18 protein-coding genes are annotated in these 23,954 nt (G+C 43.2%); 8 read left to right on the top strand and 10 right to left on the bottom strand.

The features are described from left to right. Nucleotides 1-66 precede the first annotated feature (66 nt). The 4 genes from ACO03U_RS11425 to ACO03U_RS11410 all read right to left on the bottom strand — a co-directional run bounded on the left by ACO03U_RS11425 (nt 67) and on the right by ACO03U_RS11410 (nt 3,850). Entirely contained in the window at nt 67-531 is a 465-nt protein-coding gene (locus tag ACO03U_RS11425) for a hypothetical protein (RefSeq protein WP_204687585.1), read from the bottom strand. A gap of 33 nt (nt 532-564) precedes the next feature. Next, a complete protein-coding gene (locus ACO03U_RS11420) occupies nt 565-1,200 on the bottom strand; it encodes a GyrI-like domain-containing protein (protein WP_161869432.1) in 636 nt (211 codons plus the stop codon). A 20-nt stretch (nt 1,201-1,220) separates the two neighbouring features. Beyond that, nucleotides 1,221-2,204 carry a DUF4003 family protein gene (locus tag ACO03U_RS11415; RefSeq protein WP_204687587.1) on the bottom strand — a complete coding sequence of 328 codons (984 nt, stop codon included), beginning with the start codon at nt 2,202-2,204 and terminating at the stop codon, nt 1,221-1,223. A 233-nt stretch (nt 2,205-2,437) separates the two neighbouring features. After that, complete coding sequence (locus ACO03U_RS11410; protein WP_204687589.1) at nt 2,438-3,850, bottom strand: CHAP domain-containing protein; 1,413 nt, start codon at nt 3,848-3,850, stop codon at nt 2,438-2,440. A gap of 828 nt (nt 3,851-4,678) precedes the next feature. Between ACO03U_RS11410 and ACO03U_RS11405 the strand changes: the two genes are divergently transcribed. Then, nucleotides 4,679-5,830 carry an MFS transporter gene (locus ACO03U_RS11405; RefSeq protein WP_204687591.1) on the top strand — a complete coding sequence of 384 codons (1,152 nt, stop codon included), beginning with the start codon at nt 4,679-4,681 and terminating at the stop codon, nt 5,828-5,830. Nucleotides 5,831-6,000: 170 nt separating this feature from the next. On the opposite strand, the gene mnmG is transcribed toward ACO03U_RS11405, so the two are convergent. Together mnmG and mnmE are read right to left on the bottom strand one after the other, a co-directional pair. Continuing rightward, nucleotides 6,001-7,893: a tRNA uridine-5-carboxymethylaminomethyl(34) synthesis enzyme MnmG gene (mnmG, locus tag ACO03U_RS11400; RefSeq protein WP_204687593.1), complete on the bottom strand. Its 1,893-nt coding sequence runs from the start codon at nt 7,891-7,893 to the stop codon at nt 6,001-6,003. A gap of 132 nt (nt 7,894-8,025) precedes the next feature. Continuing rightward, on the bottom strand, nt 8,026-9,423 hold the full coding sequence (mnmE, locus tag ACO03U_RS11395) for a tRNA uridine-5-carboxymethylaminomethyl(34) synthesis GTPase MnmE (RefSeq protein ID WP_161869427.1): 1,398 nt from the start codon (nt 9,421-9,423) through the stop codon (nt 8,026-8,028). A gap of 438 nt (nt 9,424-9,861) precedes the next feature. On the opposite strand from mnmE, the gene ACO03U_RS11390 reads away from it, so the two are divergent. Further along, entirely contained in the window at nt 9,862-10,206 is a 345-nt protein-coding gene (locus tag ACO03U_RS11390) for a heavy metal-binding domain-containing protein (protein ID WP_204687596.1), read from the top strand. Nucleotides 10,207-10,792: 586 nt separating this feature from the next. Here ACO03U_RS11390 and jag read toward each other — a convergent pair. The 4 genes from jag to rpmH form a co-directional block, all read right to left on the bottom strand. After that, a complete protein-coding gene (gene jag / locus ACO03U_RS11385) occupies nt 10,793-11,587 on the bottom strand; it encodes an RNA-binding cell elongation regulator Jag/EloR (protein WP_161869425.1) in 795 nt (264 codons plus the stop codon). Nucleotides 11,588-11,788: 201 nt separating this feature from the next. Continuing rightward, nucleotides 11,789-12,616, bottom strand: coding sequence for a YidC/Oxa1 family membrane protein insertase (locus ACO03U_RS11380; RefSeq protein WP_204687598.1), 828 nt, complete (start codon nt 12,614-12,616; stop codon nt 11,789-11,791). 28 nt (nt 12,617-12,644) lie between these two features. Further along, nucleotides 12,645-12,983, bottom strand: a complete 339-nt coding sequence (gene rnpA / locus ACO03U_RS11375; protein ID WP_204687600.1) for a ribonuclease P protein component — start codon at nt 12,981-12,983, stop codon at nt 12,645-12,647. A gap of 301 nt (nt 12,984-13,284) precedes the next feature. Further along, the gene (rpmH, locus tag ACO03U_RS11370) at nt 13,285-13,419 is read right to left on the bottom strand and encodes a 50S ribosomal protein L34 (RefSeq protein ID WP_010766794.1); all 135 of its coding nucleotides are present in this window, start codon (nt 13,417-13,419) and stop codon (nt 13,285-13,287) included. A 951-nt stretch (nt 13,420-14,370) separates the two neighbouring features. Here rpmH and dnaA point away from each other — a divergent pair. The 6 genes from dnaA to gyrA all read left to right on the top strand — a co-directional run bounded on the left by dnaA (nt 14,371) and on the right by gyrA (nt 23,833). Beyond that, nucleotides 14,371-15,708, top strand: coding sequence for a chromosomal replication initiator protein DnaA (dnaA, locus tag ACO03U_RS11365; RefSeq protein WP_161869422.1), 1,338 nt, complete (start codon nt 14,371-14,373; stop codon nt 15,706-15,708). A gap of 376 nt (nt 15,709-16,084) precedes the next feature. Beyond that, on the top strand, nt 16,085-17,215 hold the full coding sequence (gene dnaN, locus ACO03U_RS11360) for a DNA polymerase III subunit beta (protein ID WP_204687602.1): 1,131 nt from the start codon (nt 16,085-16,087) through the stop codon (nt 17,213-17,215). A gap of 615 nt (nt 17,216-17,830) precedes the next feature. Then, nucleotides 17,831-18,076: a S4 domain-containing protein YaaA gene (yaaA, locus tag ACO03U_RS11355; protein WP_161869420.1), complete on the top strand. Its 246-nt coding sequence runs from the start codon at nt 17,831-17,833 to the stop codon at nt 18,074-18,076. Further along, on the top strand, nt 18,063-19,217 hold the full coding sequence (gene recF / locus ACO03U_RS11350; RefSeq protein WP_204687604.1) for a DNA replication/repair protein RecF: 1,155 nt from the start codon (nt 18,063-18,065) through the stop codon (nt 19,215-19,217). Before yaaA ends, recF begins: the two co-directional genes overlap by 14 nt. Before the next feature lie 130 nt (nt 19,218-19,347). Beyond that, the gene (gyrB, locus tag ACO03U_RS11345; protein WP_204687606.1) at nt 19,348-21,297 is read left to right on the top strand and encodes a DNA topoisomerase (ATP-hydrolyzing) subunit B; all 1,950 of its coding nucleotides are present in this window, start codon (nt 19,348-19,350) and stop codon (nt 21,295-21,297) included. Between the two features lie 16 nt (nt 21,298-21,313). Next, on the top strand, nt 21,314-23,833 hold the full coding sequence (gyrA, locus tag ACO03U_RS11340) for a DNA gyrase subunit A (RefSeq protein WP_204687608.1): 2,520 nt from the start codon (nt 21,314-21,316) through the stop codon (nt 23,831-23,833). Nucleotides 23,834-23,954: the final 121 nt, after the last annotated feature.

Here is a 23,954-nt window from a genome sequence, read left to right as displayed (position 1 = left end):
AAAAAGAACGTCATTCCTCGGAAGAAAAGACGCTCTTTTTTTATTTCGATGACCGCTCATGTTTACTTATCTGCTTTCCTCCAACGCAATTATCAGCTGTTGCAGTTCAGCAATATCTTTTTCGATCAAAGGCGCCATCGTCTCTTGGTTAAACTTGCTACAGTCGATAGCGGCTGTCTGTTGAACTATCAACTGTCGGAGCTGTGGTTTGGCCTTCACCACCTCATGAAGGGCGGCTAACGCTTGCCGTAGGACAGTGGGCTTCGAATCCGCCAAAATCGCTAAAGCCACCGGTAAAAGGCAATCCAGCTCTCCTTCCTGATCCCACTTCGCCTGCTGACACAATAAGCGAAAGCCGCGTACCCGTACAAAGGACCGTTTGCTTGTTACCATCTCCGCAAAGACAGGTATCTTTGCCAATAACTGGTCAGACTTCCGAGAAATAGCTTCCAAATCTTGTAAAGCTGCATAGGCTTGTCTATTGTCACTGCCTGTTAAGGTCGCCAGCAACTCAAGGATATTTTCGGTCATCAATTTCTCCTTTCACTATTCACACGACCCGATTCATTTTGTTGCGACTTCAAAGCGCAAGACCGTCCGACTTTTCTCCGGTGCAGTCTTGCGAGGATCACTCAGATAAATTTCTCGATGATGCCACCCTTGACGAATCAAACCTGCTTCATCAGCAAAAGCCTGCATCTTAGCAAAACTTGCCGGTTCATCATCAAAGCGCCCCACATGTAGCATCTGCACACACAGGCCTTCTGTGATTTCGCCAAAGGTCACTTCCTCCAGCAAAGGATGTGGCTTCTTAATCTGAGTTGCAGCTAGGGCTTCCGCAAAATCTGCTTCAGTAATCATCTCCGGTTGGCGAATCATAATCGTATAAGTGAAGAAATCCTTGTTGTGGGGGTCAGCCGGATTCGAGGAGCTCCACACCCCTTCTAACGGATAAACAGTATAATCATCAAACTCGAATTGTTTGGCTAGCTCAGGCTGTTCCTGACAGCGTTTCTTAAATCTCATCTTCAAAGGATACGCCAAGGAATACAAAACTCCCACCCGCTGAGAAAAATCTTCCTGATTGGGGTCACCTGCACCTTTGATCATAATAAATTGTTGTTTAGGTAACGTCACTACCTCTGGAACATTTTTCGGAAGATAGAAGACTTTCTCCTGCTTACGCCATTCCTGTTTCATCGTTTTTCCCCTTTCCACTACTAATTGTTTCCTGCTGTACTACTCACAATCACAGCCGTGGTAGCAGCAGCGACAGCCATCTGTTCTTGCATAATCATCAAACTTACCGTCAAAGCGTCTAATTGTTGCGCTGTTCCTTTTTGCGCTTCCCGTAATTCCTGCATCGTATAGAGACTCACCGCCAGCAGTTGTCGCATACTTCGATCAAACCGAAGATGCCCCCGTGTTTTCAACATTTGGTCATTCTCTGCGATTTGGCGGTAAGCAACAGGGTGCTTCTCACTCAAATAAGCCAACGTCACAATCGGTGTATACAGTAAGTGATCGATATGAAAATCCACTGCCTTCAAGCCCACTACAACACTGTTGATCGCAGCCACGCACTGCGGATCATACCTATTGAAATAATTGGCACAACTGGCAGCAGCATACTGCAAATCAGCAAACTTAGAAAAAGAACTCTCCCGCAATCCTTGGTAATAGTCTTCAACCATAGCAGCTATCTCCTCAACAGGCCATCGAGCAAAATCGGACTGGAGCGCTAACATCACCGCTCCAGAAGCATCATCTGTACTAGTAATCCAAGGATGGTCCTCGCGAATAGCCTGAAAAATTGCTTGACCCCGAGTCGCCACCATGACCGGATCGAGACCCGATAAACTCAACATTAAGGCGGCATAATAAGTACCACTGGAACGTTTAAACCCTGCCTCTACCAAAAGATCATAACCCACTAATAAGTTTTCTAAATCATTATCCGTGGTTTTATCATTTGCCATTAATAAACCAATCAAAGTATCCATGATTGGTCCTTGTAGAAGGTGAAAAGTTCCTAGTTTTCTTTTTAACCCCTGCTTCATTGCCTGAAAGACATCGTAGTCGAAGGCCTCCTCATTTCCTACAAAACTACAAGCTAACACATAGGCCAATCGTTTATCTAGCCACCGATTTTTCCGAATTTCCGCAAAGTGAACTTCTAGTTCTTCTAGCTGTTTTCGTGACATCCTGCTTCCCCCTTAGCTACTAATGATGAAATCAACAGATCGGTTTTCAATTTGAAGCTTTTCTTCAAGTATAGCTGAATGTCATCAAGATAAAACCGTTTCATAGAATTTATCAGTCATTTTTTAGCGATATCTCCATATTTGCATTTTTTAGGTTGTAGCAAAAGGTTCCTGTGAAAACCAAAAAAATCCTCCTACGATTCATTCGTAAGAGGATTTATTAAGGTTCAATTTTAATAACGGTGAATGAACTGCAAACCAGATGCACTCATAGTACGGTAGTTAGGACCTGCTGGTGTTGCAAAGCCCATCCCACCTTGGGAGATTGTGATTGTACCATCACCATTGACCGATTCCACATAAGCCACGTGACCGTACACTGCATTGGCACCGGCAAAACCAGCGGCAAAGACTGCCACAGAGCCAACTTCTGGAGAGCTATCTACCCGGTAGCCGTCAGCCGCTGCTGAGTAGCCCCATTGGTTCCCATTGCCCCAGTAAGTCCCTACCCAAGGAGCAACACTCTTCACGTACCAAGTACATTGACCCCAAGAGTACATATTGCCCGAGCCGGAATGGTCGATTCCACCACCGCCGCCACCAGAACCTGAGTCTGGTGTTTCAACTTCTGGTTCAGTGACTTCTGGTTCGGTCGCTTCAGGTTCAGTGACTTCAGCTTCCGGTTCTTCAACCTCTGCTACTGAATCTTCAGTCGTTTTCTTAGCAGCTTCTTCGGCTGCAGCCGCGTCAGCTGCTTCTTTGGCAGCTTGAGCTTCAGCTTTAGCAGCAGCAGCGGCCGCTTCAGCTTCAGCTTTCGCTTGGGCATCGGCTTCTTGCTGTGCTTTGGCTTCTGCTTCGGCTTGACGTTTAGCTGCGGCTTCAGCAGCAGCTTTGGCTAATTTTGCTTGACGAGCTTCTTCAGCTTTACGAGCTTTTTCAGCTTTTTCTTGGGCTTCACGAATGCGTTTTGCTTCCGCTTCCGCTTCGGCTTTTTTCTTTTCTAACGCTTTTTTATCTTTTTTAGTAGTCGCTTCTTCAGCAGCCAAGGTCGCCTTCAAGACTTCCAGTTCCGCTTGTTTATTAGCGATATCTTTCTTTTGAGCGGCCAATTGATCTTGGCTTTCAGTCAACTCTTTGATTTTAGCTTCGTTGACCTTCACATTTTCTTCCACTGCTTTTTGGTCTTCTTGTTGTTGTTTCAGCAAGTCATTGTTGGCATTAACCAAAGTCGACATTGCTTGTACTCGATTGACCATATCAGTAATGGAGTCTGAGCCCAACACTGCATCCAAATAAGTTGTTGCTGAGCCATTGACTTGGGTATCACGAGCTTGTTTGTTAATTTTTTCTTGACGTTTAGCAATCCGCACTTTCAATTGTGCGATTTCGTCTTGTAATTTTAAAGTTTCATTTGTTAATTTGGTTTCTTTCGCTTCCAAATCAGTAATCTTACCGTTCACGGTCGCAATTTCTGCTTCCGCTGCTTCGATTTTTGATTGAGCACTGTCTTGTTGATTTTGTAAATCAGCAATTTTTTCATTCTTTTCTTGAATCTGTTGGTCGAATGTATCAGCGAAAACAGTGACTGGTGCAGTAGCCAAGGTCAATGTACATACCAATAATGCTGCAAGTGATCTCTTTTTCAAATGATTGCTCCTCCGACTGAATTTATCTTAAATGTAGTCATTTTCTCTGTTCGTAAGCGCAGTATCGCTACGAATAAAAGTGTAACATTCTGATGTATCAATCAGATATTAGGAATGTTACAGGTTCATTTCATTTTCACTGTTATCTTTTTTGCTAAAATCTGAAAATTTTGGCAAGCAACCGCCTATTTTTTTCTTTATAAAAACTTAAATTTAGCCCTTTTATTCAGCATTTTTTCGATAAAAAATACGAAATAATGAAACGAATTCTTTAAGGAAATATTGCACTTTTATTACAATTTGCATTTAAATGAGAATTATTCCTAAAAAACGAATATTTCATGAAGAAATACCAGCACTTATTTATTAGCAAATTCAATTCACGAGCCTCGGTAATTTATCTTCATTTATTTTCAAAAAAGGCAGGATTTGTTTTTTTATTCCCCCTTTGTCATGAAACAGATCCCCACGAGGTTGCCGTCATGATATACTGAAATTATCTTTCACAAAAGGCGGTGATGACCATGACAGCTCAAGGAACAAATAATAACAGATTCCAATTGGCCTTTCTTACACAATGTCAACAAATGACCCATGATTATCTACTTAAGGGTGCAGTCTGCCCAAAAACAGCTTTTATCTACCAAAATTCAATCGGTCACACCGGCAATCTCTGTTGTTAAAGATTTAAAAATAACATTCATTCAACAGCAGAGCCTCTTCCCCGCTGTTTTTTTGTGTGTTTTAAATGCCAGCGACAGATGCTGTTGGGCACGCTTGCCAGTGAAGCACGAAACAAGTGATTCACCTGACCCCAAAGGAGAAATCATGGATCAAAATATCAAACGCAACTACCCCTATACGTTTTTACAATGGTTTATTGTCACCGGTCTTTGGATGCTCTATCTGACTTCCAAAGGTTTTAGTCCGTTAGAAGTCGGCATTATGGAGGCCGTCTTTCACGGTACAAGCCTCTTATTTGAAGTCCCTTCTGGAAGTTTGGCAGATCGATTTGGTTACAAAAAAACCCTAATTGCCAGTCGTCTTGTCAATAGCTTCAGCTGTCTGTTGACTGTCCTCAGTGGGAATTTTTGGATCGTAACAATCGGTTTTATCCTCAGTGCTCTCAGTTATAACCTCGCTTCTGGTACCAATGAAGCACTGGTCTTTGAATCCCTCTTAGCCGAAAAGAAAGAAACAGAGTATCTAAAAATCAATGCCAATATCAATATGATTCTAGAAATCAGTAGCTCGTTGGGCATTGTGGTCGCCGGCTTGTTTAGTCATTGGTTTTTTGATGGCGTTTATTGGCTCCAAATTGGGATAAACCTCCTTGCCATTTTAGTCGCCCTTGGGTTTAAGGAACCCCCTCGCCTCCATCAGAAAAAGCAACCTTATTTTCAACTGATAGCCAGTGCGTTTCGTTTTACTTTACAAGTTCCTAGTCTATTGTTCGTAATGCTAGCTTTTGCCTTTATCGATAGCCTGAATGCGACTTATTATTTTTACTTTCAGAATTTTTTCCAAGATCTAGGCATTAATGGCATCGGAATTAGTCTGGTGATTTTAATCAGTACCTTGTTCCAATTGTCAGCTGTGCGCTTATCGGCTTTCATCGGCGAAAAAATTCCTTTGTCTCAACTTTTCATCATTGTTATCACCTTATTAATTGGTGCGACGGCAGCCTCTGGTTTTCTACCTGTTGCAGGAGTAATTCCCTGCTTTATCTTAGCCAACTGTCTACCGGCTTTGGTGACACCCATTCGTTCCAATTTTATTAACCAACTGATTCCATCAGAACAACGGGCTACCATTAATAGCATTGACAGTCTCTGCTTTTCTTTAATGATGATTCCCTTTTTCCCTATTTGTGGGTGGTTAATCCAACTGACTAGCTATCGTCAAACCTTTCTTATTGTCAGTCTGGCCCTCGCCCTTGGTGGTTATTTTATCTATCCAAAACTAAAGAAAACGCTCTAAACGCCAATGAAATTCCGCTCTTGTCTTAGCCTTAACAGTTTCAACAATCCAAAAAGTTTCATGTGAAACATTTTAGATTTGTTTCACTTAAGCCAAAAAAGCTCCCCGCTAGCGCTCAACCCATCAAAATGGTTGAGCGACTTAGTGGAGAGCTTTTTCTACTAATTGGTTTATTGCGAGACTTTGGCAATACGGCCTTGTTCCAAATAGACCATCAAAATGCTGATATCAGCTGGATTAACCCCACTGATACGACTGGCTTGAGCAATGGTTTCCGGTTGAATCTTGATTAGTTTTTGCCGGGCTTCGGTTGCTAGGCCATTTATTGCTTCATAGTCGATGTTTTCTGGGATTCGTTTTGCTTCCATCCGTTTAAGTTTTTCAACTTTTTCTAAGGCTTTTTTGATATACCCTTCATATTTGATTTGGATACTGACCTGTTCGATTTCTTTAGCAGTTAGGGTTTCATCTGGTTCAACGAATTGCATCAGTTCTTCATAGCTGATTTCAGGACGCCGCAAGAAATCCGCTGCCAAGACACCGTCTTTCAAAGGAGCCGCATTTTTTCCAGCTAAGAAAGCTTGTACTTCAGCTGTTGGTTTAATACGAATATTATGAAGACGAGCAATTTCCCCTTCCACTGCCGCTTTTTTAGCAAGGTATGCCTGGTATTGAGCTTCTTTCACTAGGCCAACTTGATGACCCATTTCTGTCAACCGTAGATCTGCATTGTCATGGCGCAAGATCAATCGATACTCGGCACGACTAGTCAACAAACGATAAGGTTCTTGCGTGCCTTTTGTCACCAAATCATCAATCATCACACCGATATAACCATCGCTACGTTTCAAAATCAGTGGTTCTTTGCCTTGAATTTTCAGTCCGGCATTGATCCCAGCCAATAATCCTTGCCCAGCAGCTTCTTCATAACCGCTCGTACCATTGGTTTGACCCGCGGTATAGAGGTTGGCAATTTTTTTAGTTTCCAAGGTTGGGCGCAATTGGTGAGGTACAACCACGTCGTACTCGATGGCATAGCCGGTTCGCATCATTTCGACATTTTCAAGGCCAGCAATAGAACGCAAAACATCCACTTGGACATCTTCTGGTAAAGAGGTGGACAACCCTTGAACGTAAACTTCTTCGGTATTTAAGCCTTCTGGTTCCAAAAATAGTTGGTGGCGTTCTTTATCAGCAAAACGGACGATTTTATCTTCAATCGAAGGGCAATACCGCGCCCCGACACCTTCCACGATACCCGTAAACATCGGCGCTCGATGAAGGTTGTCTTGGATAATTTGATGTGTTCCTAAGTTCGTATAAGTCAGCCAACAAGGTTCTTGATCAGTTTTGTAGGCACTATCTGGGGTGCTGTAACTGAAGTGGTTAGGGGTCTCATCCCCAGGTTGAATCTCCGTTACACTGTAGTCAATCGTGGAAGATTTGACCCGTGGTGGCGTCCCCGTTTTGAAACGGGCGATCTCCAAACCATTTTCTTTCAAATTGTCTGCCAAAGCGACAGAAGGTTGCGAATTGTTAGGTCCAGAAGAGTACTTCAACTCGCCGATGATGATTTCCCCTCGCAAGGCAGTTCCAGCTGTAATGATGACCGCCTTGGCACTATAACGAGCGCCTGTATTGGTCACAACCCCTTTGCAGACACCATCTTCAACGATTAATTTGGACACCAAGCCTTGGCGTAAGGTCAGATTTGGTTCTTTTTCGATTGTTCGTTTCATTTCATTGGCATAGGCTTTCTTATCCGCTTGTGCCCGTAAAGCCCGTACTGCTGGTCCTTTACCAGTGTTTAACATCCGCATTTGAATATAAGTCTTATCGATGTTTTTGCCCATCTCACCACCGAGGGCATCAATTTCACGAACTACCACTCCCTTGGCTGGTCCCCCGACAGACGGGTTGCACGGCATAAAAGCTACCATATCGAGGTTAATGGTCAAAAGCAGGGTTTTATTCCCCATGCGAGCATTAGCCAATGCCGCTTCAGAACCTGCATGTCCAGCACCAACTACGACAATATCATATGAATCTCCTTGAAATTCCATCTCTTCTTCGCTCCTCAAATCATTTCTACTTACAGCTTACTTGGTCATCTTTCTACCGGAAAAGCCAGTATCAAGCCCGGTACATCAATCTTTTCGATAAAATAACAAATAAACAGATCACTTTTTGTTATTTTATTTTCCTAGACAAAATTGGCTAAAAAGTTGGGTGATTAATTCGTCTTGGACACTATCACCGACGATTTCTCCGAGGAAATCCCAACAACGAGTCATATCGATTTGCACCAGATCCACCGGCATCCCTGCTTCAATACCCACAATTACTTCGCCTAATGCTTGGCCCGCCTTTTCCAACAAAGCAATATGCCGGGTATTGGAGACATAGGAGGCATCCTTATCTCCCGTTCCACCAGCAAAGAACAAGTCTGCAATGGCTTTTTCTAACTGATCTAAGCCAGCTTTTTCCAAAACAGAGATCGCAAAAAGCGGACTATCTCCCAAAAGTTCAGCCTCTGAATCCAAATTTAGTTGGGCTGGCAAGTCTGTTTTATTCAATAAAATGATACGTTTGTCATCAGCAGTTAAGCGGAGCAACTCCCGATCCGCCGCTGTCAAAGCCTCACTTTGATTCAAAACAAGCAAGATCAAATCCGCCTCAGCTAAGGCTTTCTTACTCCGCTCGACTCCGATTTTTTCCACGACATCTTCAGTATCCCGAATCCCTGCCGTATCAATTAATTTCAACGGTACTCCCCGAACATTGACATATTCTTCGATGACGTCGCGAGTAGTCCCGGCAATTTCAGTAACGATGGCTTTTTCTTCATCCAACAAATAGTTCAATAAACTGGATTTACCGACATTTGGTCGACCAATAATCGCCGTGCTTAACCCTTCACGTAAGATTTTTCCTTGTTGGGCTGTCAGGAGCAATTGGTCGATTTGCCCTTGCACTTGATGGGCTTTTTCCAGTAAGAGACGCGTGGTTAGTTCTTCGACATCATCGTACTCTGGATAATCGATATTGACCTCCACTTGGGCCAGAGTTTCCAAGATTTCTTGTCGCAACGAGCGAATCAAGTGGGAAAGATTGCCATCCAATTGGTTCAAAGCCAGATTCATCGCCTTGTCCGTCTTTGCTCGAATCAAATCCATCACTGCTTCTGCCTGAGACAAGTCCACACGACCATTTAAGAAGGCCCGCTTGGTAAACTCTCCAGGTTCAGCTAATCGAGCCCCTTGACGCAACGCTAGCTGTAAGATTTGATTGGTAACCACCATCCCACCGTGGCAGTTAATTTCCACGATATCTTCACGGGTAAACGTCTTCGGTGCCTTAAGGACTGTTACCATCACTTCATCGATCAGCTGGTTTGTTGCCGGATCCAGAATATGCCCATAATGAATCGTATGACTAGGCACCTCTAGCAGACACTTACTACCACTGTGATACATCCGATCAGCAATTGCTAGCGCCTCGTCACCACTAAGTCGCACGATCGAAATCGCCCCTTCTCCTGGCGGCGTTGAGATCGCTGCAATGGTATCAAATTCCTGTGTAATTTCAGCCATAATCAAACTCCCTTTTCTTTAAACGATACAGATGGACGGGTCTGTGCTCGCTTTTTTCTCAAATAAAAAAAGCGCCCTTTCGAACAGCTTCTAAGAAAAGTTCGACAATTTCTCGAAAACTTTCCCTTAAACGGTTCGACTTTGCACTTTCACTGCTTGTCGTCTATTAAATTCTTCCCTAATTTAGCACAATTTCAAAAACCCTGCAAGAGCACCTTTCTTCCCTAGCGAGGGTTTTTACCTTTACTTAATAATCCCACTAACGGTAAAATTAGAGTAATCAAAAGGCACAAGGAGACTGGCTTTGGCCGAAAAACACTCTGGAAGAACGCCCCTTAAAAGGAACAAGTTTGCCTAGAGGTAGCCATTGACACACTTCAGTAGCCTGCAATCACACAAACCGGCAATGATTTCAAAGGCTGGGAAAGGAGTAGTCTCATGGGAATTTTTAGTGATAAAAATGATACCGACAAAGAAGACTTGAAACGCATCAAGGAAATCATCATCTCTACCGGCAATATCAACCGTAGTTACGTAGTACGGGATGTCGTCTTTGCTACGACCAAAATCGAAGCCGATCTTTTTGATCCTAGTGTTGACCCTAATGAATCCTTAGCAGGCATCAAACTTGAACTGCAACAAAAAGCCTACGCATATGGCGCCAATGCTGTCATCAATTGCCACTTTGACCACGATCATGTCTTACAAGATGGCAAAACTTACCTACAAATTTTTGCTTACGGCACCGTCGTCCAATACATCCAATCAACTATCGGCGGCTAAGAATTTTCACCACTGCAAGCACTTTTTGAAAAAAGTGCTTGTGTCTCGCCTAGAAAAGCAGAACAAACTTCTTCAGCTCTTAAGAATTAAGAGGCTCGCTAGCTTTAGGCTCTTTGCCTAGGCCAACTAGCTACGCAAGCTGTGCCAGTTCGTGAAGCCAAATCTCTCAAAAAACTTGGTTTGTCACATACTTTTCTAAAAATAGCTTCAACCATGAATGCTGACTGAAGCGAACACCCACTAGCTTTGTATGCCAATAGGACGTCGTTTTAGCTAGCAATAAAGCCAACAGTTCTCCTAGTCTCTTTGACTCAAGTCACACTAGGAGGACTGTTGGCTTTTTATATTTTTGGATAAATAAAAACCCCTGTTGTATGGCTGGCAACAGGGGTCTTTTCTATCAAAGTCACGACTACTCTAGCGTCTCTTCGATAAGAATGATTTCTACTAGAATATACTTGGATTCCTATAGGATGTCAATGTATTTTTGTAGAAAATAACGCAGCGAAAGCAATGGAAACCTTGATCTATTCATATTTTTAGCGTTTTTATTGAACAGAAGCTGGCGAGGCTTGTCCCAGTTTGCTTAATAGCGTTTGGCAGGTTCCACTACTAAATAACGGTAAGGTTCGTCTCCTTCAGAATGCGTTTGAACTGCAGGATCTTTACTTAAAGAAAAATGGATTTGTTTCCGTTCAAAAGCAGGCATTGGTTCCAAAAAGACGGGACGACCAGTGCGTTTGACTTTTTCTGCTGTCCGATCGGCAAGGCGTTCCAAAATCGCTTGCCGTTTCTGACGATAATCTCCCACATTCACCACAACAGATAGCTTATTTTTAGCCACTCGGTGAATGAATACTTGGGCTAAATACTGCAAAGCGTTGAGCATTTTACCATGCTTACCAATCAAAATTCCTTGTTTTTGAGTATCTAACTGGAACAAGATTAAACCATCTTCCCGTTTCATCTTGACCAGCGCCGGAGCATTCAATTCATTGGTGATATTAGTCAAATACAAGGCCAACTCTTTCAAAGCCTCTTCATCTTCCAAATCGACTAAGGGTTGGGCACTTGCGACTTTCACAAAATCAGTAGAAACTGTTTCGACTTGGACCTCTTCCGCGGGGATGACTTCCTCTTCAACAAGCTCCAGCTCTGGAGCAGTTTCAGTAACTTCAGCGACGGTTTCTGTCACTGCTTCGCTGATTTCTTCAGCGACACTGGGTTCGACAGAGACGCGGGCATTTTTCTTTCCCATCCCTAGAAAGCCTTTTTTGGCCTCCTCAATGACTTCCACTACAGCTTCCTCTTTGGTAATACTCAGTGCAGATAAACCTTTATTGACGGCTTCTGCAACTGTTTGGCCTTCATAAATTGGCATCCTTCCTACCTCCTACATTTATAGTTCATGATCCTCGTTACCAAAGATCAATTGCCTCATTTTTCGTATGATACTATGATACCATTTTGCACAGGATTCTGCCTTATCTTTAGACAACCACCTCGATTTTTCTATTCCCAACATTCTCCTTTTAAGCCAAAAAGATCCGCCATCCTCGCAGATAGCGGATCATTGGTTTGATTAACGTTTTTTGTTGCGCTTTTTCTTAGGATTCAAGGCTCTCTCTAAGGCTTTTTGTTTTTCTCGTTCCAGACGAGCCGCTTCTTCCCGTTCTGCCCGAATTTTGAATGGGTTATTGATCAGCAAGGTTTGCACCACTTGGAAGGCGTTGGAAACCACCCAGTATAAGGATAACCCACTGGCCAGATTAATACCCATTAAAAGAATCATCAAAGGCATGGCGAAGTTCATAATCTTCATACTAGCGTTTGATTCCAATTGACTCATGCTAGAAAGATAGGTACTTGCAAAAGTGAACAACGCAGCGAGGACTGGCAAAATAAAGATTGGATCCGGCTTCCCAAGTTCCAACCAAAGGAATTTACCTTCTGTCAATGCCGGTGTTCGTTGGATTGATTGCCACAAAGCCATCAAGATTGGCATTTGGACCAACATTGGTAAACAGCCTGCATAAGGGTTCACACCATGTTCAGCGTAAAGCCGTTGTTGTTCGTCTCGCAGGCGTTGCATTGTTTCCGCATCACGAGAGGAATATTTTTGTTGCAAAGCTTTTAATTGCGGTTGAATCTCTTGGGTCTTGCGCATGCTTTTCGTTTGAAAATGCATCAATGGCAACAAGACAATCCGGATAATCAACGTGAATAAGATAATCCCAATCCCTGGATTCCCAAAGGAGAGGGCTTTAATGGCTTGTGCGAAGTTGTAGACGATGTAGCGATCGAAAAAGCCCTCGCTATTAGCCGTCACTTCTCCTCTGCCACAGGCGGATAAAACGAAGACCATAGCCAACATCCCCGCCAGCAAAAGAATGCGTTTTTTGTTTTTCACTGGACCAAAATCCCTTCTACATATGAAATTAGTTGATTATTTTTGCGAGTTTCAAGACGTGTTCCAGATTTTTTTTGACTTCAGCGTGCTCACAGCCGCTTAAAGATGGGCGGGCAATCACAATAAAGTCAATTTCCGGATCGATGCCAGCTCTCATATCAAAAAGGTTGGCTCGCAAAAGACGCTTCACGCGGTTGCGTTCGACGGCATTGCCTACCTTTTTACCTACAGACAAGCCCACTCGAAAATGAGTTTGCCCAGGTTTAGCCAAACGGTAGACCACAAACTTCCGATTGGCACAAGATTCCCCTTGTTTGAAAACCTTTTGAAAATCCTGTTCTGTTTTAACGCGATACGCCTTTCTCATGGTGATCCTTCATTTCTTCTAAAATCGTTTACTCACTTTCCCATCATACCATATTCCTCTACCAAACTTCATCTGTAAAATGTAAAAAACTCCTAAGCTAGCTTAGGTAACAAAAGATGAACTCAAGATTTACTAAAGGGACTGCCAACACTATTTCCGCAAAAAAAAAATGATACCTAGTTATCCCACTACATTGTCCCAGGAAAGCAGCCTGCCTCCTAGAAAATCCATGAAGGAAAAGGCCCCATTTTGTAATTGATCGCTATTTTTGGCATAAAAAAAACCACTGAGGTCCAGTGGCTTAGGCAGATAAGACTTTACGTCCTTTCAGACGACGTGATGCTAACACGCGACGTCCGTTTTTAGTGCTCATGCGTTTACGGAAACCGTGAACTTTTTGACGTTTACGTTTGTTTGGTTGATAAGTTCTTTTCATTATGGTCCACCTCCAAAGAGTCATTCTTCTATATCACTACAGACATACTTTGATAGTATACCGACTATGCTAGGCTTTTGTCAATCAATTTTTATTAAGAAAAGCCAAAGGAACTCCTCAAGCCCTCGGATATGAAGTCAAACATGCTAGTTGGACTTCAAACTCTTTCCTTCGTTCAACTATCTAGGATTGTTGAATTCGTTCGTAAATCCAGACCTAGCTAGCCTTGGTATGAGGGCCTATTTACTGATGAAGTTTTAAAAATTATGTTAAAAAAAAGCTTCCTATCTTTTGAGATCATGTTTAGTTTTCCACAGATTTTTAGAAATCACATCAAAGGCACCTTTCTTTTTTTAAAAAAAGTTATCCACATTTTTCCGGCTAGCTCCTGTGGATTTCGTGGGAATTAGTTTATGGTATATTTTTGGAAATTCACAAGTTTTTTGCGCTTTTTTCCACAAATACCCACAGGGTGAAAAACTTTTCCACAAGCGTTTTTATTTTTGTGTATAACCGCTAGAATCCTTGTTCTAACAAGATCATTTTTTCCCACTAGTCTGTGGATGATTGATAAATAATAATTTATTTTCCACAATTTTATTTTGCTTGTTGATAACTTTTTTTCCTGCTGTGAATTGACTTTTCAACAGATTATCTATCCTGTGCAAAACTCACCCTTCCATTTTTCTTATTTGCTTTTTTAGCAGTAATCTGTGGAAAACTTTCCGGGAACATGATAAATTAGGGGTACGCTTAAAAAAGAATTAAGAGACTGACCCTTGGAAAACGAGCCTTGCCTTTTAGTGCTTGCTACGAAACTTGACAGGTAGTAGGCTTTACCTTTTCTTGGAATCCTCCATAAAGAAGGTCCTAAATAGCCCCAACGCCAACCAATACCGTCAGCCTTTATCGATTATTTTTTTGCCAATAACCCTTATGAGGAGGACAGCTATGTCGACTCTGGAAACAGTTTGGCCCAAATTGCTGGAAGGTTTGCAGCAAGATTTGAGCGAAACCAGTTATACGACATGGGTGCAGCCAGCCATTCCTTTAGCTTTAGAAAAGGACGAACTGACCATCCGGGTACCCAGTGCCATTCACAAACAATACTGGGAACGCAACATTGCTACTAAATTCTTAGAAAACAGCTACCGCCTTTTTGAACGAGAAATCATACCCATTTTGGTTTTAGAAGGTGAAGCAGACCCTTTAAGTGCTACAAAACCTAACCAAGCTCATACTAATCAAGTGGAAGAAGAGATTGCCGGCTCTGTTTTAAATCCCAAATACACTTTTGACACCTTTGTCATAGGTAAAGGCAATCAAATGGCCCACGCCGCTGCCTTAGTGGTTGCCGAAGAACCTGGTTCGATTTACAATCCGCTGTTTTTCTACGGGGGTGTCGGTCTGGGGAAGACCCACTTAATGCATGCCATCGGTCACCAACTATTAGTGAACAATCCTAAAGCCAAAATCAAATACGTCAGTAGCGAAAACTTCACCAACGATTTCATTACTTCTATTAAGAACAACGAAATGGATCGTTTCCGCAAAGAATATCGTAGTGTGGACTTATTATTAGTCGATGATATCCAGTTTTTGGAAAACAAAGTCGAAACTCAAAATGAATTTTTCTATACCTTTGAGGAACTTTACAAAAACAACAAGCAAATCGTTTTAACTAGTGATCGTTTGCCTGCCGAAATTCCTACACTGCCGGAACGTCTGGTTTCCCGCTTTGCTTGGGGCTTATCCGTGGATATCACACCCCCGGACTTAGAAACCCGAATTGCGATTTTACGGAAAAAAGCCGAGGCTGAACATTTAGAAATTCCTGATGATACGTTAAGCTACATCGCCGGCCAAATCGATTCTAACATTCGAGAACTAGAGGGCGCTTTGGTGCGAGTACAGGCGTTTGCTACCATGAACAATGCGGATATTACCACCAGTCTAGCCGCCGAATCTCTGAAGGCTCTGAAAAGTAATAATGGCTCAGCACAGCTTTCCATCCAACAGATTCAAGATGAAGTAGCCAAGTACTACCATATCTCCGTCAAAGATTTAAAAGGTAAAAAACGCGTGAAAAACATTGTAGTCCCTCGTCAAATTGCCATGTATCTTTCCCGAGAGATGACCGATAGTTCATTACCCAAAATCGGTGCCGAATTTGGCGGGAAAGATCATACAACCGTCATTCACGCCCACGAAAAAATTCATCAGCTGATGGAAACCGACGCTACTATCCAAAACGAAATAGCTGAGATTAAAAGCATCCTGTTTAACTAGCATTAGCAGTAGACACTGGACATGTTCCAGCAGCTAAGCAAACTAGTAAAAAATACGATGTGGATAAATTTTAGAAAACTCGCATTTTTATCCACAACTTATCCACAGTGGAAAACCTTGCTGTCATCCTACTTTGCTTGAGTTATCCACTATATAAACAGGCCCTACTATCTCTATTACTTTTTTCTATAAATAAAAACAATAAATAAGCAGGTGGGTGACACCTGCCTTCTCATCACAAAATTCAAAAACCTAGCACTGTTCTTTTTAGTGAAAGCTCGCTAAAATAAACAGTTACAAATTCATCAGTAACCTGTCAGTTTTTATGTAATTTCTAGATAAACTGCTGGCTACCATTAAAAGGAGTGTTTTCCCCATGAAAGTGACCCTAAATCGGGCAATCTTTATCCAAGAATTAGCCACTGTGCAACGGGCAATCTCGTCAAAAACAACCATCCCAATCTTAACTGGGGTCAAGATTGATCTAAAAGAAAAAGGGTTAACCATGACTGGTTCCAATGCCGACATCTCTATCGAAACCTTTTTAGAAAGCGACAATGAAAAAGCCGAAATGCAGATTGAATCCACCGGAGCGATCGTTTTACAGGCCCGCTTTTTCTCAGAAATTGTCCGTAAATTACCAGAAACAACCTTTACCATGGAAGTATTGGAAAACAATCAAGTAGCGATTACTTCCGGGAAAGCGAATTTCATCGTCAATGGCTTAGATGCAGAAAACTATCCGCATCTGCCAATCGTCGAACGCCGTAACCAACTACAACTTTCCGTGCAAATGCTGAAACAATTGGTAACAGAAACAGTGTTTGCTGTTTCTGCCCATGAAAGCCGTCCAATTTTGACCGGGGTGCATTTTGTCCTGGAAAATCAAAAACTTTTGGCGGTGGCGACTGATTCTCATCGATTAAGTCAACGGATTATCCCCATTGAAGGAGAAACCAGTGATTTTAATATCGTGATTCCCGGGAAGAGTTTGACTGAGTTGTCACGTTCTTTGGTAGATGACGAAGAAGAAGTTGAAATTAGCATTATGGAAAATCAGGTCCTTTTCAAAACCCGGAATATGCTATTTTATTCTCGCTTGTTGGAAGGGAATTACCCAGACACCAATCGCTTGATTCCAAATTCTTTCAATACCGAAATCGAATTTAGCGTTCCAGCCTTTTTGGCAGCTATCGAACGGGCTTCCTTGTTGAGCCACGAAGGCCGCAACAATATCGTCCGACTTTCAATTTCAGAAGAACAAGTAATGCTCTATGGGAATTCACCAGAAATCGGGAAAGTTGAAGAAGCCTTGAATTACGAAAAAGTCGCGGGTGAACCCATCGAAATTTCCTTCAACCCTGACTACATGAAGGCCGCTTTGCATGCATTTGGCGATATGAGCATCACCATCAAGTTTATCGCGCCAATCCGGCCATTTACTTTGGAACCAACAGAAGGCCAAGGAGAGTTCATTCAGTTGATTACTCCCGTCCGGACCAACTAAAAAACAGGTAACGCAAAAAACACCAACAGTCTTTTTTCCCAAACTTCTCAGCTTCGGTTGGAGAAGAAGGTGAGCTGGCTGTTGGTGTTTTTGTATTTATCAGAAAAACAGCAGGTTTTTCGGCTGTTTTTGGCGTAATTAGCACAGTCACTAAAACTGTTGTTCTTTTTCTTGTCCTGACAATTTTCATGAAAGATGAAAATGACTAGCGAAAGTAGCAGAAAATCAGAAATATTAACGAAAATGCCCCTAAAATCGTTTTTCAGCGCTTTTTTTCTTGAAGGATATATTTTATCGAAATGGCATAAGTCTGCTGAGAGGGAAAAATACCTTGATAAATTTGTTTTTCCCTGCAAAAAAAGGTATAATCATAGTATCTGTTTTATGGTGAAAGCAGGACTTTGGTGACTAGCAATGGTAGAAATACGCTTATATAACCAAGGAGACAAACCTGCGTCGCCTTGGCTATTTCTTTGATAGACGAAGATATGATAAAACTTTGTAATATCAAGTCTAACTTTGCTTGGCTTCACGAACTAAGATGAGTTCGTTCAGCCTTTCTTGCTTGCCGAGGCATTTATGTTCCTTCAGCATATTTGGAAACGAGGCCTGAAAATGAAAGAAAAAATTTATTTGGATGATGCCAGTGAATACATGACTCTCGGGCAAGTCCTAAAAGAGGTCAGTGTGATTTCCAGTGGTGGCCAAGCCAAGTGGTATTTGGCAGAAAATACGGTGTTAGTGGATGGCGAACCGGAAAATCGCCGAGGTCGTAAGCTCTATCCCGGGATGATGATCGAGTTACCTGACGAAGGTACTTTTTTTATGGCGAAAAAGGATGGCGATCATGCAGCTGAATGATCTGCAATTGCGAAATTTTCGCAATTACCAAGATTTGTCTTTAACCTTTGACAAAAATATCACCATCTTTCTCGGTGAAAACGCTCAAGGGAAAACCAATGTTTTGGAAAGTATCTACGTATTAGCCATGACTCGTAGTCATCGTACCAATAACGAACAAGAGCTGATCGCCTTTGATAGTGACCAAGCCTATCTAAAAGGCACCCTGCAAAAGCGTAATAACCAAGTACCTTTGGAGATTACCTTGACCAAAAAAGGGCGCAAAACCAAGGTCAATCATATCGAACAAAAGAAACTTTCTAGCTACGTGGGGCAGATGAATGTGATTTTATTTGCACCAGAGGATTTATCTTTGGTGAAAGGTAGTCCCCAAGTGCGGCGGAAGTTTCTGGATATGGAAATTGGCCAGATTGACCCGATATATCTTTATGATTTGGTGCAGTACCAAGGGGTGTTGAAGCAGCGTAACCAGTATCTCAAACAGACAGCTGGTGAAAAAAAAGTCGATCCGGTGTACTTAGAGATTCTTGATGAACAGCTGGTGAGCTTTGGGGCGAAAGTCTTGTTTGCTCGCCAACGCTTTGTCAATCGTCTGGAACACTGGGCTAATGCCCTCCATCAAAAAATCAGCCAAAACAAAGAAACTTTGACGTTACACTATGTTTCGTCGGTGCCTTTTGAGGAAACCGCTGAGGTAGCGACGATTCAAGCGGCCTTTTTGGAAAAGTTGAAGCAATCCCGAGATAAGGAGCGCTTCCGTATGAGTACCCAGGTGGGACCCCATCGTGATGACTTGAGTTTTGCTATCAATGGCAAAGAAGTTCAAACTTATGGCTCTCAAGGACAACAGCGAACCACGGCCCTTAGTGTGAAGCTAGCGGAAATCGATCTGATGAAAGCTGAGACCGGCGAATATCCGATTTTGCTGCTGGATGATGTGATGAGTGAACTGGATGATTCACGACAACTACACCTGTTGGAGACCATTGAAGATAAGGTCCAGACTTTTCTCACGACTACCACCTTGGAACATGTCAAAAATAAAATGACCGTTGAACCGGCGATTTATTATGTCTCACAAGGAAGGATTAGCAGAGAGCCCGTGACTACCAATCCCGACGGCAAGGAACCTTTACAGTGAGTCGGATAAAAACGTGAAATAGGAGGGTGGTCAACGCTTAGGGCCACTACTCGTTTGCAATGTATAGATGGTTTAGAGTCGCGAGAGACGTTGACTATTAAACCTTGGATTGAAAGGAGTTTTTCGTTAAATGACAGAAGAACAAAGGAATAAACAGGAGCTAGCCAGAGAATATGATGCCAGTCAAATCCAAGTGCTAGAAGGCTTGGAAGCGGTGCGGAAGCGTCCTGGGATGTATATCGGTTCCACCAGTGGCGAAGGACTCCATCACTTAGTCTGGGAAATCGTGGATAATTCCATCGATGAAGCGTTGGCTGGTTTTGCGACGAAGATCGAAGTGATTGTAGAAAAAGACAATAGTATTACCGTCGTGGATGATGGTCGAGGGATTCCAATAGGGATTCAAGCCAAAACTGGCCGGCCTGCAGTAGAAACCGTCTTTACGGTGCTCCATGCCGGGGGAAAATTTGGCGGTGGCGGATACAAGGTCTCCGGTGGTCTCCACGGGGTAGGTTCTTCGGTAGTCAACGCCCTTTCGACCAGTCTAGATGTTAAAGTTTACAAAGAAGGAAAAATCTATTATCAAGAATATCGTCGTGGTGCTGTCGTAGATGACTTGAAAGTCATTGGTGAAACCGAAAAACACGGGACGACGGTTCACTTTGTTCCCGATCCGGAAATCTTTACGGAGACGGTGGAATTTGACTTTAACAAATTGGCTACGCGGGTACGGGAATTGGCTTTCTTAAATCGTGGCTTACGGATATCCATTGAAGACAAACGGCCAGAAACGCCTGTAGTCAAAGAATTTCACTTTGAAGGTGGGATTAAGAGCTATGTGGAACACTTAAACAAGGGCAAAGAAGTTCTTTTTCCGGAACCGATTTATCTGGAAGATGAACAGCAAGATATCGCCGTAGAAGTTTCCATGCAGTACACCAATAGCTACCATACGAACATTATGAGTTTTGCGAATAATATCCATACTTATGAAGGTGGGACCCACGAATCAGGCTTTAAAACGGCTTTGACACGGGTGATTAACGACTATGCCCGCCGTCAAAAATTGATGAAAGAAAACGATGAAAACCTCTCTGGTGAAGATGCTCGTGAAGGTTTGACCGCCGTCATTTCCATCAAACACCCAGATCCGCAGTTTGAAGGACAAACGAAAACCAAACTGGGAAATTCTGAGGTCCGGACGGTTGTTGATCGCCTGTTTTCCGAGCATTTCATGAAGTTCTTGATGGAAAATCCGACAGTTGGTCGTCAAATTATTGAAAAAGGTATCGTGGCTTCAAAAGCACGGATGGCTGCTAAACGTGCGCGGGAAATGACACGACGTAAAGGTGCGCTGGAAATCAGTAACTTGCCAGGGAAATTGGCAGACTGCTCTTCTAACGTTCCCGAGAAATGTGAACTCTTTATCGTCGAAGGAGATTCCGCCGGTGGTTCAGCTAAACAAGGCCGAAACCGAGAATTCCAGGCAATCTTGCCAATCCGTGGGAAGATTTTAAACGTAGAAAAAGCCAGCATGGATAAAATTTTGGCTAACGAAGAAATTCGTTCCTTGTTTACCGCTATGGGGACTGGTTTTGGTTCTGATTTTGATGTGTCCAAAGCTCGTTATCACAAATTGGTTATCATGACAGATGCCGATGTCGATGGCGCCCATATTCGGACCTTGTTGTTGACCTTGTTTTATCGTTACATGCGTCCAATCGTGGAAGCTGGCTATGTTTATATTGCACAGCCGCCGTTGTATGGGGTCAAACAAGGGAAAAATATTACCTATGTGCAACCTGGAAAAGATGCGGAAGAACGCCTTGCAGCGACAATTGCTAGTTTGCCAGCAACCCCTAAAGCGACGATTCAGCGCTACAAAGGGCTCGGGGAAATGGATGATCATCAACTATGGGAAACCACCATGGATCCGGAAAATCGCCTAATGTTGCGGGTTTCTGTGGATGATGCCATCGAAGCCGATCAAATCTTTGAGATGCTGATGGGGGATCGGGTGGAACCACGCCGTAACTTTATCGAAGAAAACGCCCACTACGTTAAGAATTTGGACATTTAAGGAGGAAGAATAAACTGTGGAAGATCATCAAGAGAATATCCAAAATGTCAACCTAACCAGTGAAATGAAGACCTCCTTCATCGACTATGCCATGAGTGTTATCGTGGCACGGGCTTTGCCGGATGTCCGAGATGGGTTGAAACCTGTACATCGCCGTATTTTATACGGGATGAACGAATTGGGGGTAACCCCGGATAAACCCCATAAAAAATCTGCCAGAATCGTCGGGGATGTCATGGGGAAATACCACCCCCATGGTGACAGTGCTATTTACGAATCAATGGTTCGGATGGCGCAAACCTTTAGCTATCGTTACATGCTAGTCGACGGCCACGGAAACTTTGGTTCTGTGGATGGTGACGGGGCCGCAGCGATGCGGTATACCGAAGCCCGGATGAGCAAGCTGGCGATGGAAATGCTACGGGATATCAATAAAAATACCGTTGATTTTATCAGTAACTATGACGATACCGAAAAAGAACCAGAAGTTTTACCAGCCCGCTTTCCCAACCTCCTAGTGAATGGGACGACTGGGATTGCCGTGGGGATGGCTACCAATATCCCTCCTCATAACTTGCGAGAAGTTACTGCTGCCATCGAATTGTTGATGGAAAATCCTGATGTCACTACCAATGAATTGATGGAAGTTTTGCCTGGTCCTGACTTCCCTACTGGTGGTTTGGTGATGGGGAAATCTGGTATCCGTCGTGCTTATGAAACTGGGAAAGGTTCGATTACAGTTCGGGCAAAAGTGGAAATCACGGAAATGCCTAACGGTAAAGAACGGATTTTGGTTACGGAATTGCCTTATATGGTGAACAAAGCCAAACTGATTGAACGGATTTCGGAGCTTCACCGGGACAAACGAATCGAAGGTATCACCGATTTACGAGATGAATCTAGCCGGGAAGGTATGCGGATTGTCATCGATGTGCGCCGCGATGTTAGCGCCTCTGTTATTTTAAATAACTTATATAAAATGACTGCTTTGCAATCCTCTTTTGGCTTTAATATGTTGGCCATCGAAAAAGGTGTGCCGAAGATTCTCAGCTTGAAGGAAATCTTGGTTAACTATGTGGAACACCAAGAAGAAGTCGTCACCCGTCGTACTCAATTTGATAAAGATAAAGCCGAAGCACGGGCTCATATTTTGGAAGGCTTACGGATTGCTTTAGATCATATTGACGAAATCATCGCCATCATTCGAGGTTCTAAGACGGACGATGAAGCCAAGAACACCATGATGGAGCGTTTCAAGCTTTCTGATCGCCAAGCTCAAGCTATTTTGGACATGCGTTTGCGTCGTCTAACCGGTTTGGAACGGGATAAGATCGAAAATGAATACCAAGAACTCTTGAAACTGATTGAAGACTTGAAAGATATCCTGGCTCGTCCAGAACGAGTACGAGAAATCATCATTACGGAACTAAAAGACGTAGCCAATCGATTTGGCGACGATCGTCGGACAGAGCTGTTGGTCGGTGAAGTCTTGAGTTTGGAAGATGAAGACTTGATTGAAGAAGATGAAGTCGTCATCACATTGACCAACAATGGCTACATCAAACGGGTCTCAAACTCTGAGTTCCGAGCTCAACGCCGTGGTGGTCGTGGGGTCCAAGGAATGGGGGTTCACGATGAAGACTTCGTGAAGACGCTAGTGTCTTGTTCTACCCACGATACGCTCCTCTTCTTTACCAATATGGGGAAAGTATACAAAGCGAAAGGCTACGAAATTCCGGAATACGGTCGGGCTGCTAAGGGAATTCCTGTCATTAACTTGTTAGGGATTGATTCAGCTGAAAGTATCCAAACGATTATCGCCGTTAATGGGGGTCCAGAATCTGGTCGTTACCTCTTCTTCACCACTCGCTTAGGAATCGTCAAACGGACTTCAGTGGAGGCCTTCTCTAACATCCGTAGCAACGGTTTGATTGCAATCGGTTTGAAGGACGGGGATGAATTGGTCAGTGTTCTTGAAACAGCTGGTGATTCTACGATTATCATCGGGACTCATGGTGGTTATTCCGTCACCTTTAAAGAAGCAGCTGTGCGGGACATGGGGCGTACTGCCGCAGGGGTCCGCGGGATTCGCTTACGTGACGAAGATTATGTCGTCGGGGTGGCACCACTGACTGATGATAAAGAAGTCTTGGTCATCACCGAAAACGGCTATGGGAAACGCACTGCAGGTACAGAATATCCAATCAAAGGTCGTGGCGGTAAAGGGATTAAGACCGCCAATATCACACCGAAAAATGGTCCATTGGCTGGCTTGACCACCGTGGATGGGACAGAAGATATCATGGTCATCACTGATAAAGGGGTTATCATCCGCTTCAACGTGGATGGTGTATCTCAGACGGGTCGAGCAACTCTTGGGGTTCGCTTGATGCGAATGGAAGACGAGGCCAAAGTCGTGACCATGGCAGTCATTGAACCAGAAACTGAAGAAGCGGAAGCGACTGAAATAACGGAAGCGACTAGTACTCTGGAACCAACAGATGCGACTGAAGCACCAGAAACAACTGAAGAATAATTGAAAGCAAGCTCACTCACCTGCACTGGGAAACTAGTGCAGGCTTTTTGTTTGCCCAGCATGGGCAAACTCTTAAGGGTTAAAGTCCCTAACGTGTCCCAGTAACGGAAAACGTATAGCT

This window comes from Enterococcus diestrammenae (assembly GCF_049384045.1).
Classification (GTDB): domain Bacteria; phylum Bacillota; class Bacilli; order Lactobacillales; family Enterococcaceae; genus Enterococcus_C; species Enterococcus_C diestrammenae.
This window is presented reverse-complemented; position numbering and strand designations above follow the sequence as displayed.

What these genes read in the sequence shown, in the direction of transcription:
- ACO03U_RS11425 (WP_204687585.1), bottom strand. Translation starts at nt 531, where the DNA reads ATGACCGAAAATATCCTTGAGTTGCTGGCGACCTTAACAGGCAGTGAC.
- ACO03U_RS11420 (WP_161869432.1), bottom strand. Translation starts at nt 1,200, where the DNA reads ATGAAACAGGAATGGCGTAAGCAGGAGAAAGTCTTCTATCTTCCGAAA.
- ACO03U_RS11415 (WP_204687587.1), bottom strand. Translation starts at nt 2,204, where the DNA reads ATGTCACGAAAACAGCTAGAAGAACTAGAAGTTCACTTTGCGGAAATT.
- ACO03U_RS11405 (WP_204687591.1), top strand. Translation starts at nt 4,679, where the DNA reads ATGGATCAAAATATCAAACGCAACTACCCCTATACGTTTTTACAATGG.
- mnmG (WP_204687593.1), bottom strand. Translation starts at nt 7,893, where the DNA reads ATGGAATTTCAAGGAGATTCATATGATATTGTCGTAGTTGGTGCTGGA.
- mnmE (WP_161869427.1), bottom strand. Translation starts at nt 9,423, where the DNA reads ATGGCTGAAATTACACAGGAATTTGATACCATTGCAGCGATCTCAACG.
- ACO03U_RS11390 (WP_204687596.1), top strand. Translation starts at nt 9,862, where the DNA reads ATGGGAATTTTTAGTGATAAAAATGATACCGACAAAGAAGACTTGAAA.
- jag (WP_161869425.1), bottom strand. Translation starts at nt 11,587, where the DNA reads ATGCCAATTTATGAAGGCCAAACAGTTGCAGAAGCCGTCAATAAAGGT.
- rnpA (WP_204687600.1), bottom strand. Translation starts at nt 12,983, where the DNA reads ATGAGAAAGGCGTATCGCGTTAAAACAGAACAGGATTTTCAAAAGGTT.
- rpmH (WP_010766794.1), bottom strand. Translation starts at nt 13,419, where the DNA reads ATGAAAAGAACTTATCAACCAAACAAACGTAAACGTCAAAAAGTTCAC.
- dnaA (WP_161869422.1), top strand. Translation starts at nt 14,371, where the DNA reads ATGTCGACTCTGGAAACAGTTTGGCCCAAATTGCTGGAAGGTTTGCAG.
- dnaN (WP_204687602.1), top strand. Translation starts at nt 16,085, where the DNA reads ATGAAAGTGACCCTAAATCGGGCAATCTTTATCCAAGAATTAGCCACT.
- yaaA (WP_161869420.1), top strand. Translation starts at nt 17,831, where the DNA reads ATGAAAGAAAAAATTTATTTGGATGATGCCAGTGAATACATGACTCTC.
- recF (WP_204687604.1), top strand. Translation starts at nt 18,063, where the DNA reads ATGCAGCTGAATGATCTGCAATTGCGAAATTTTCGCAATTACCAAGAT.
- gyrB (WP_204687606.1), top strand. Translation starts at nt 19,348, where the DNA reads ATGACAGAAGAACAAAGGAATAAACAGGAGCTAGCCAGAGAATATGAT.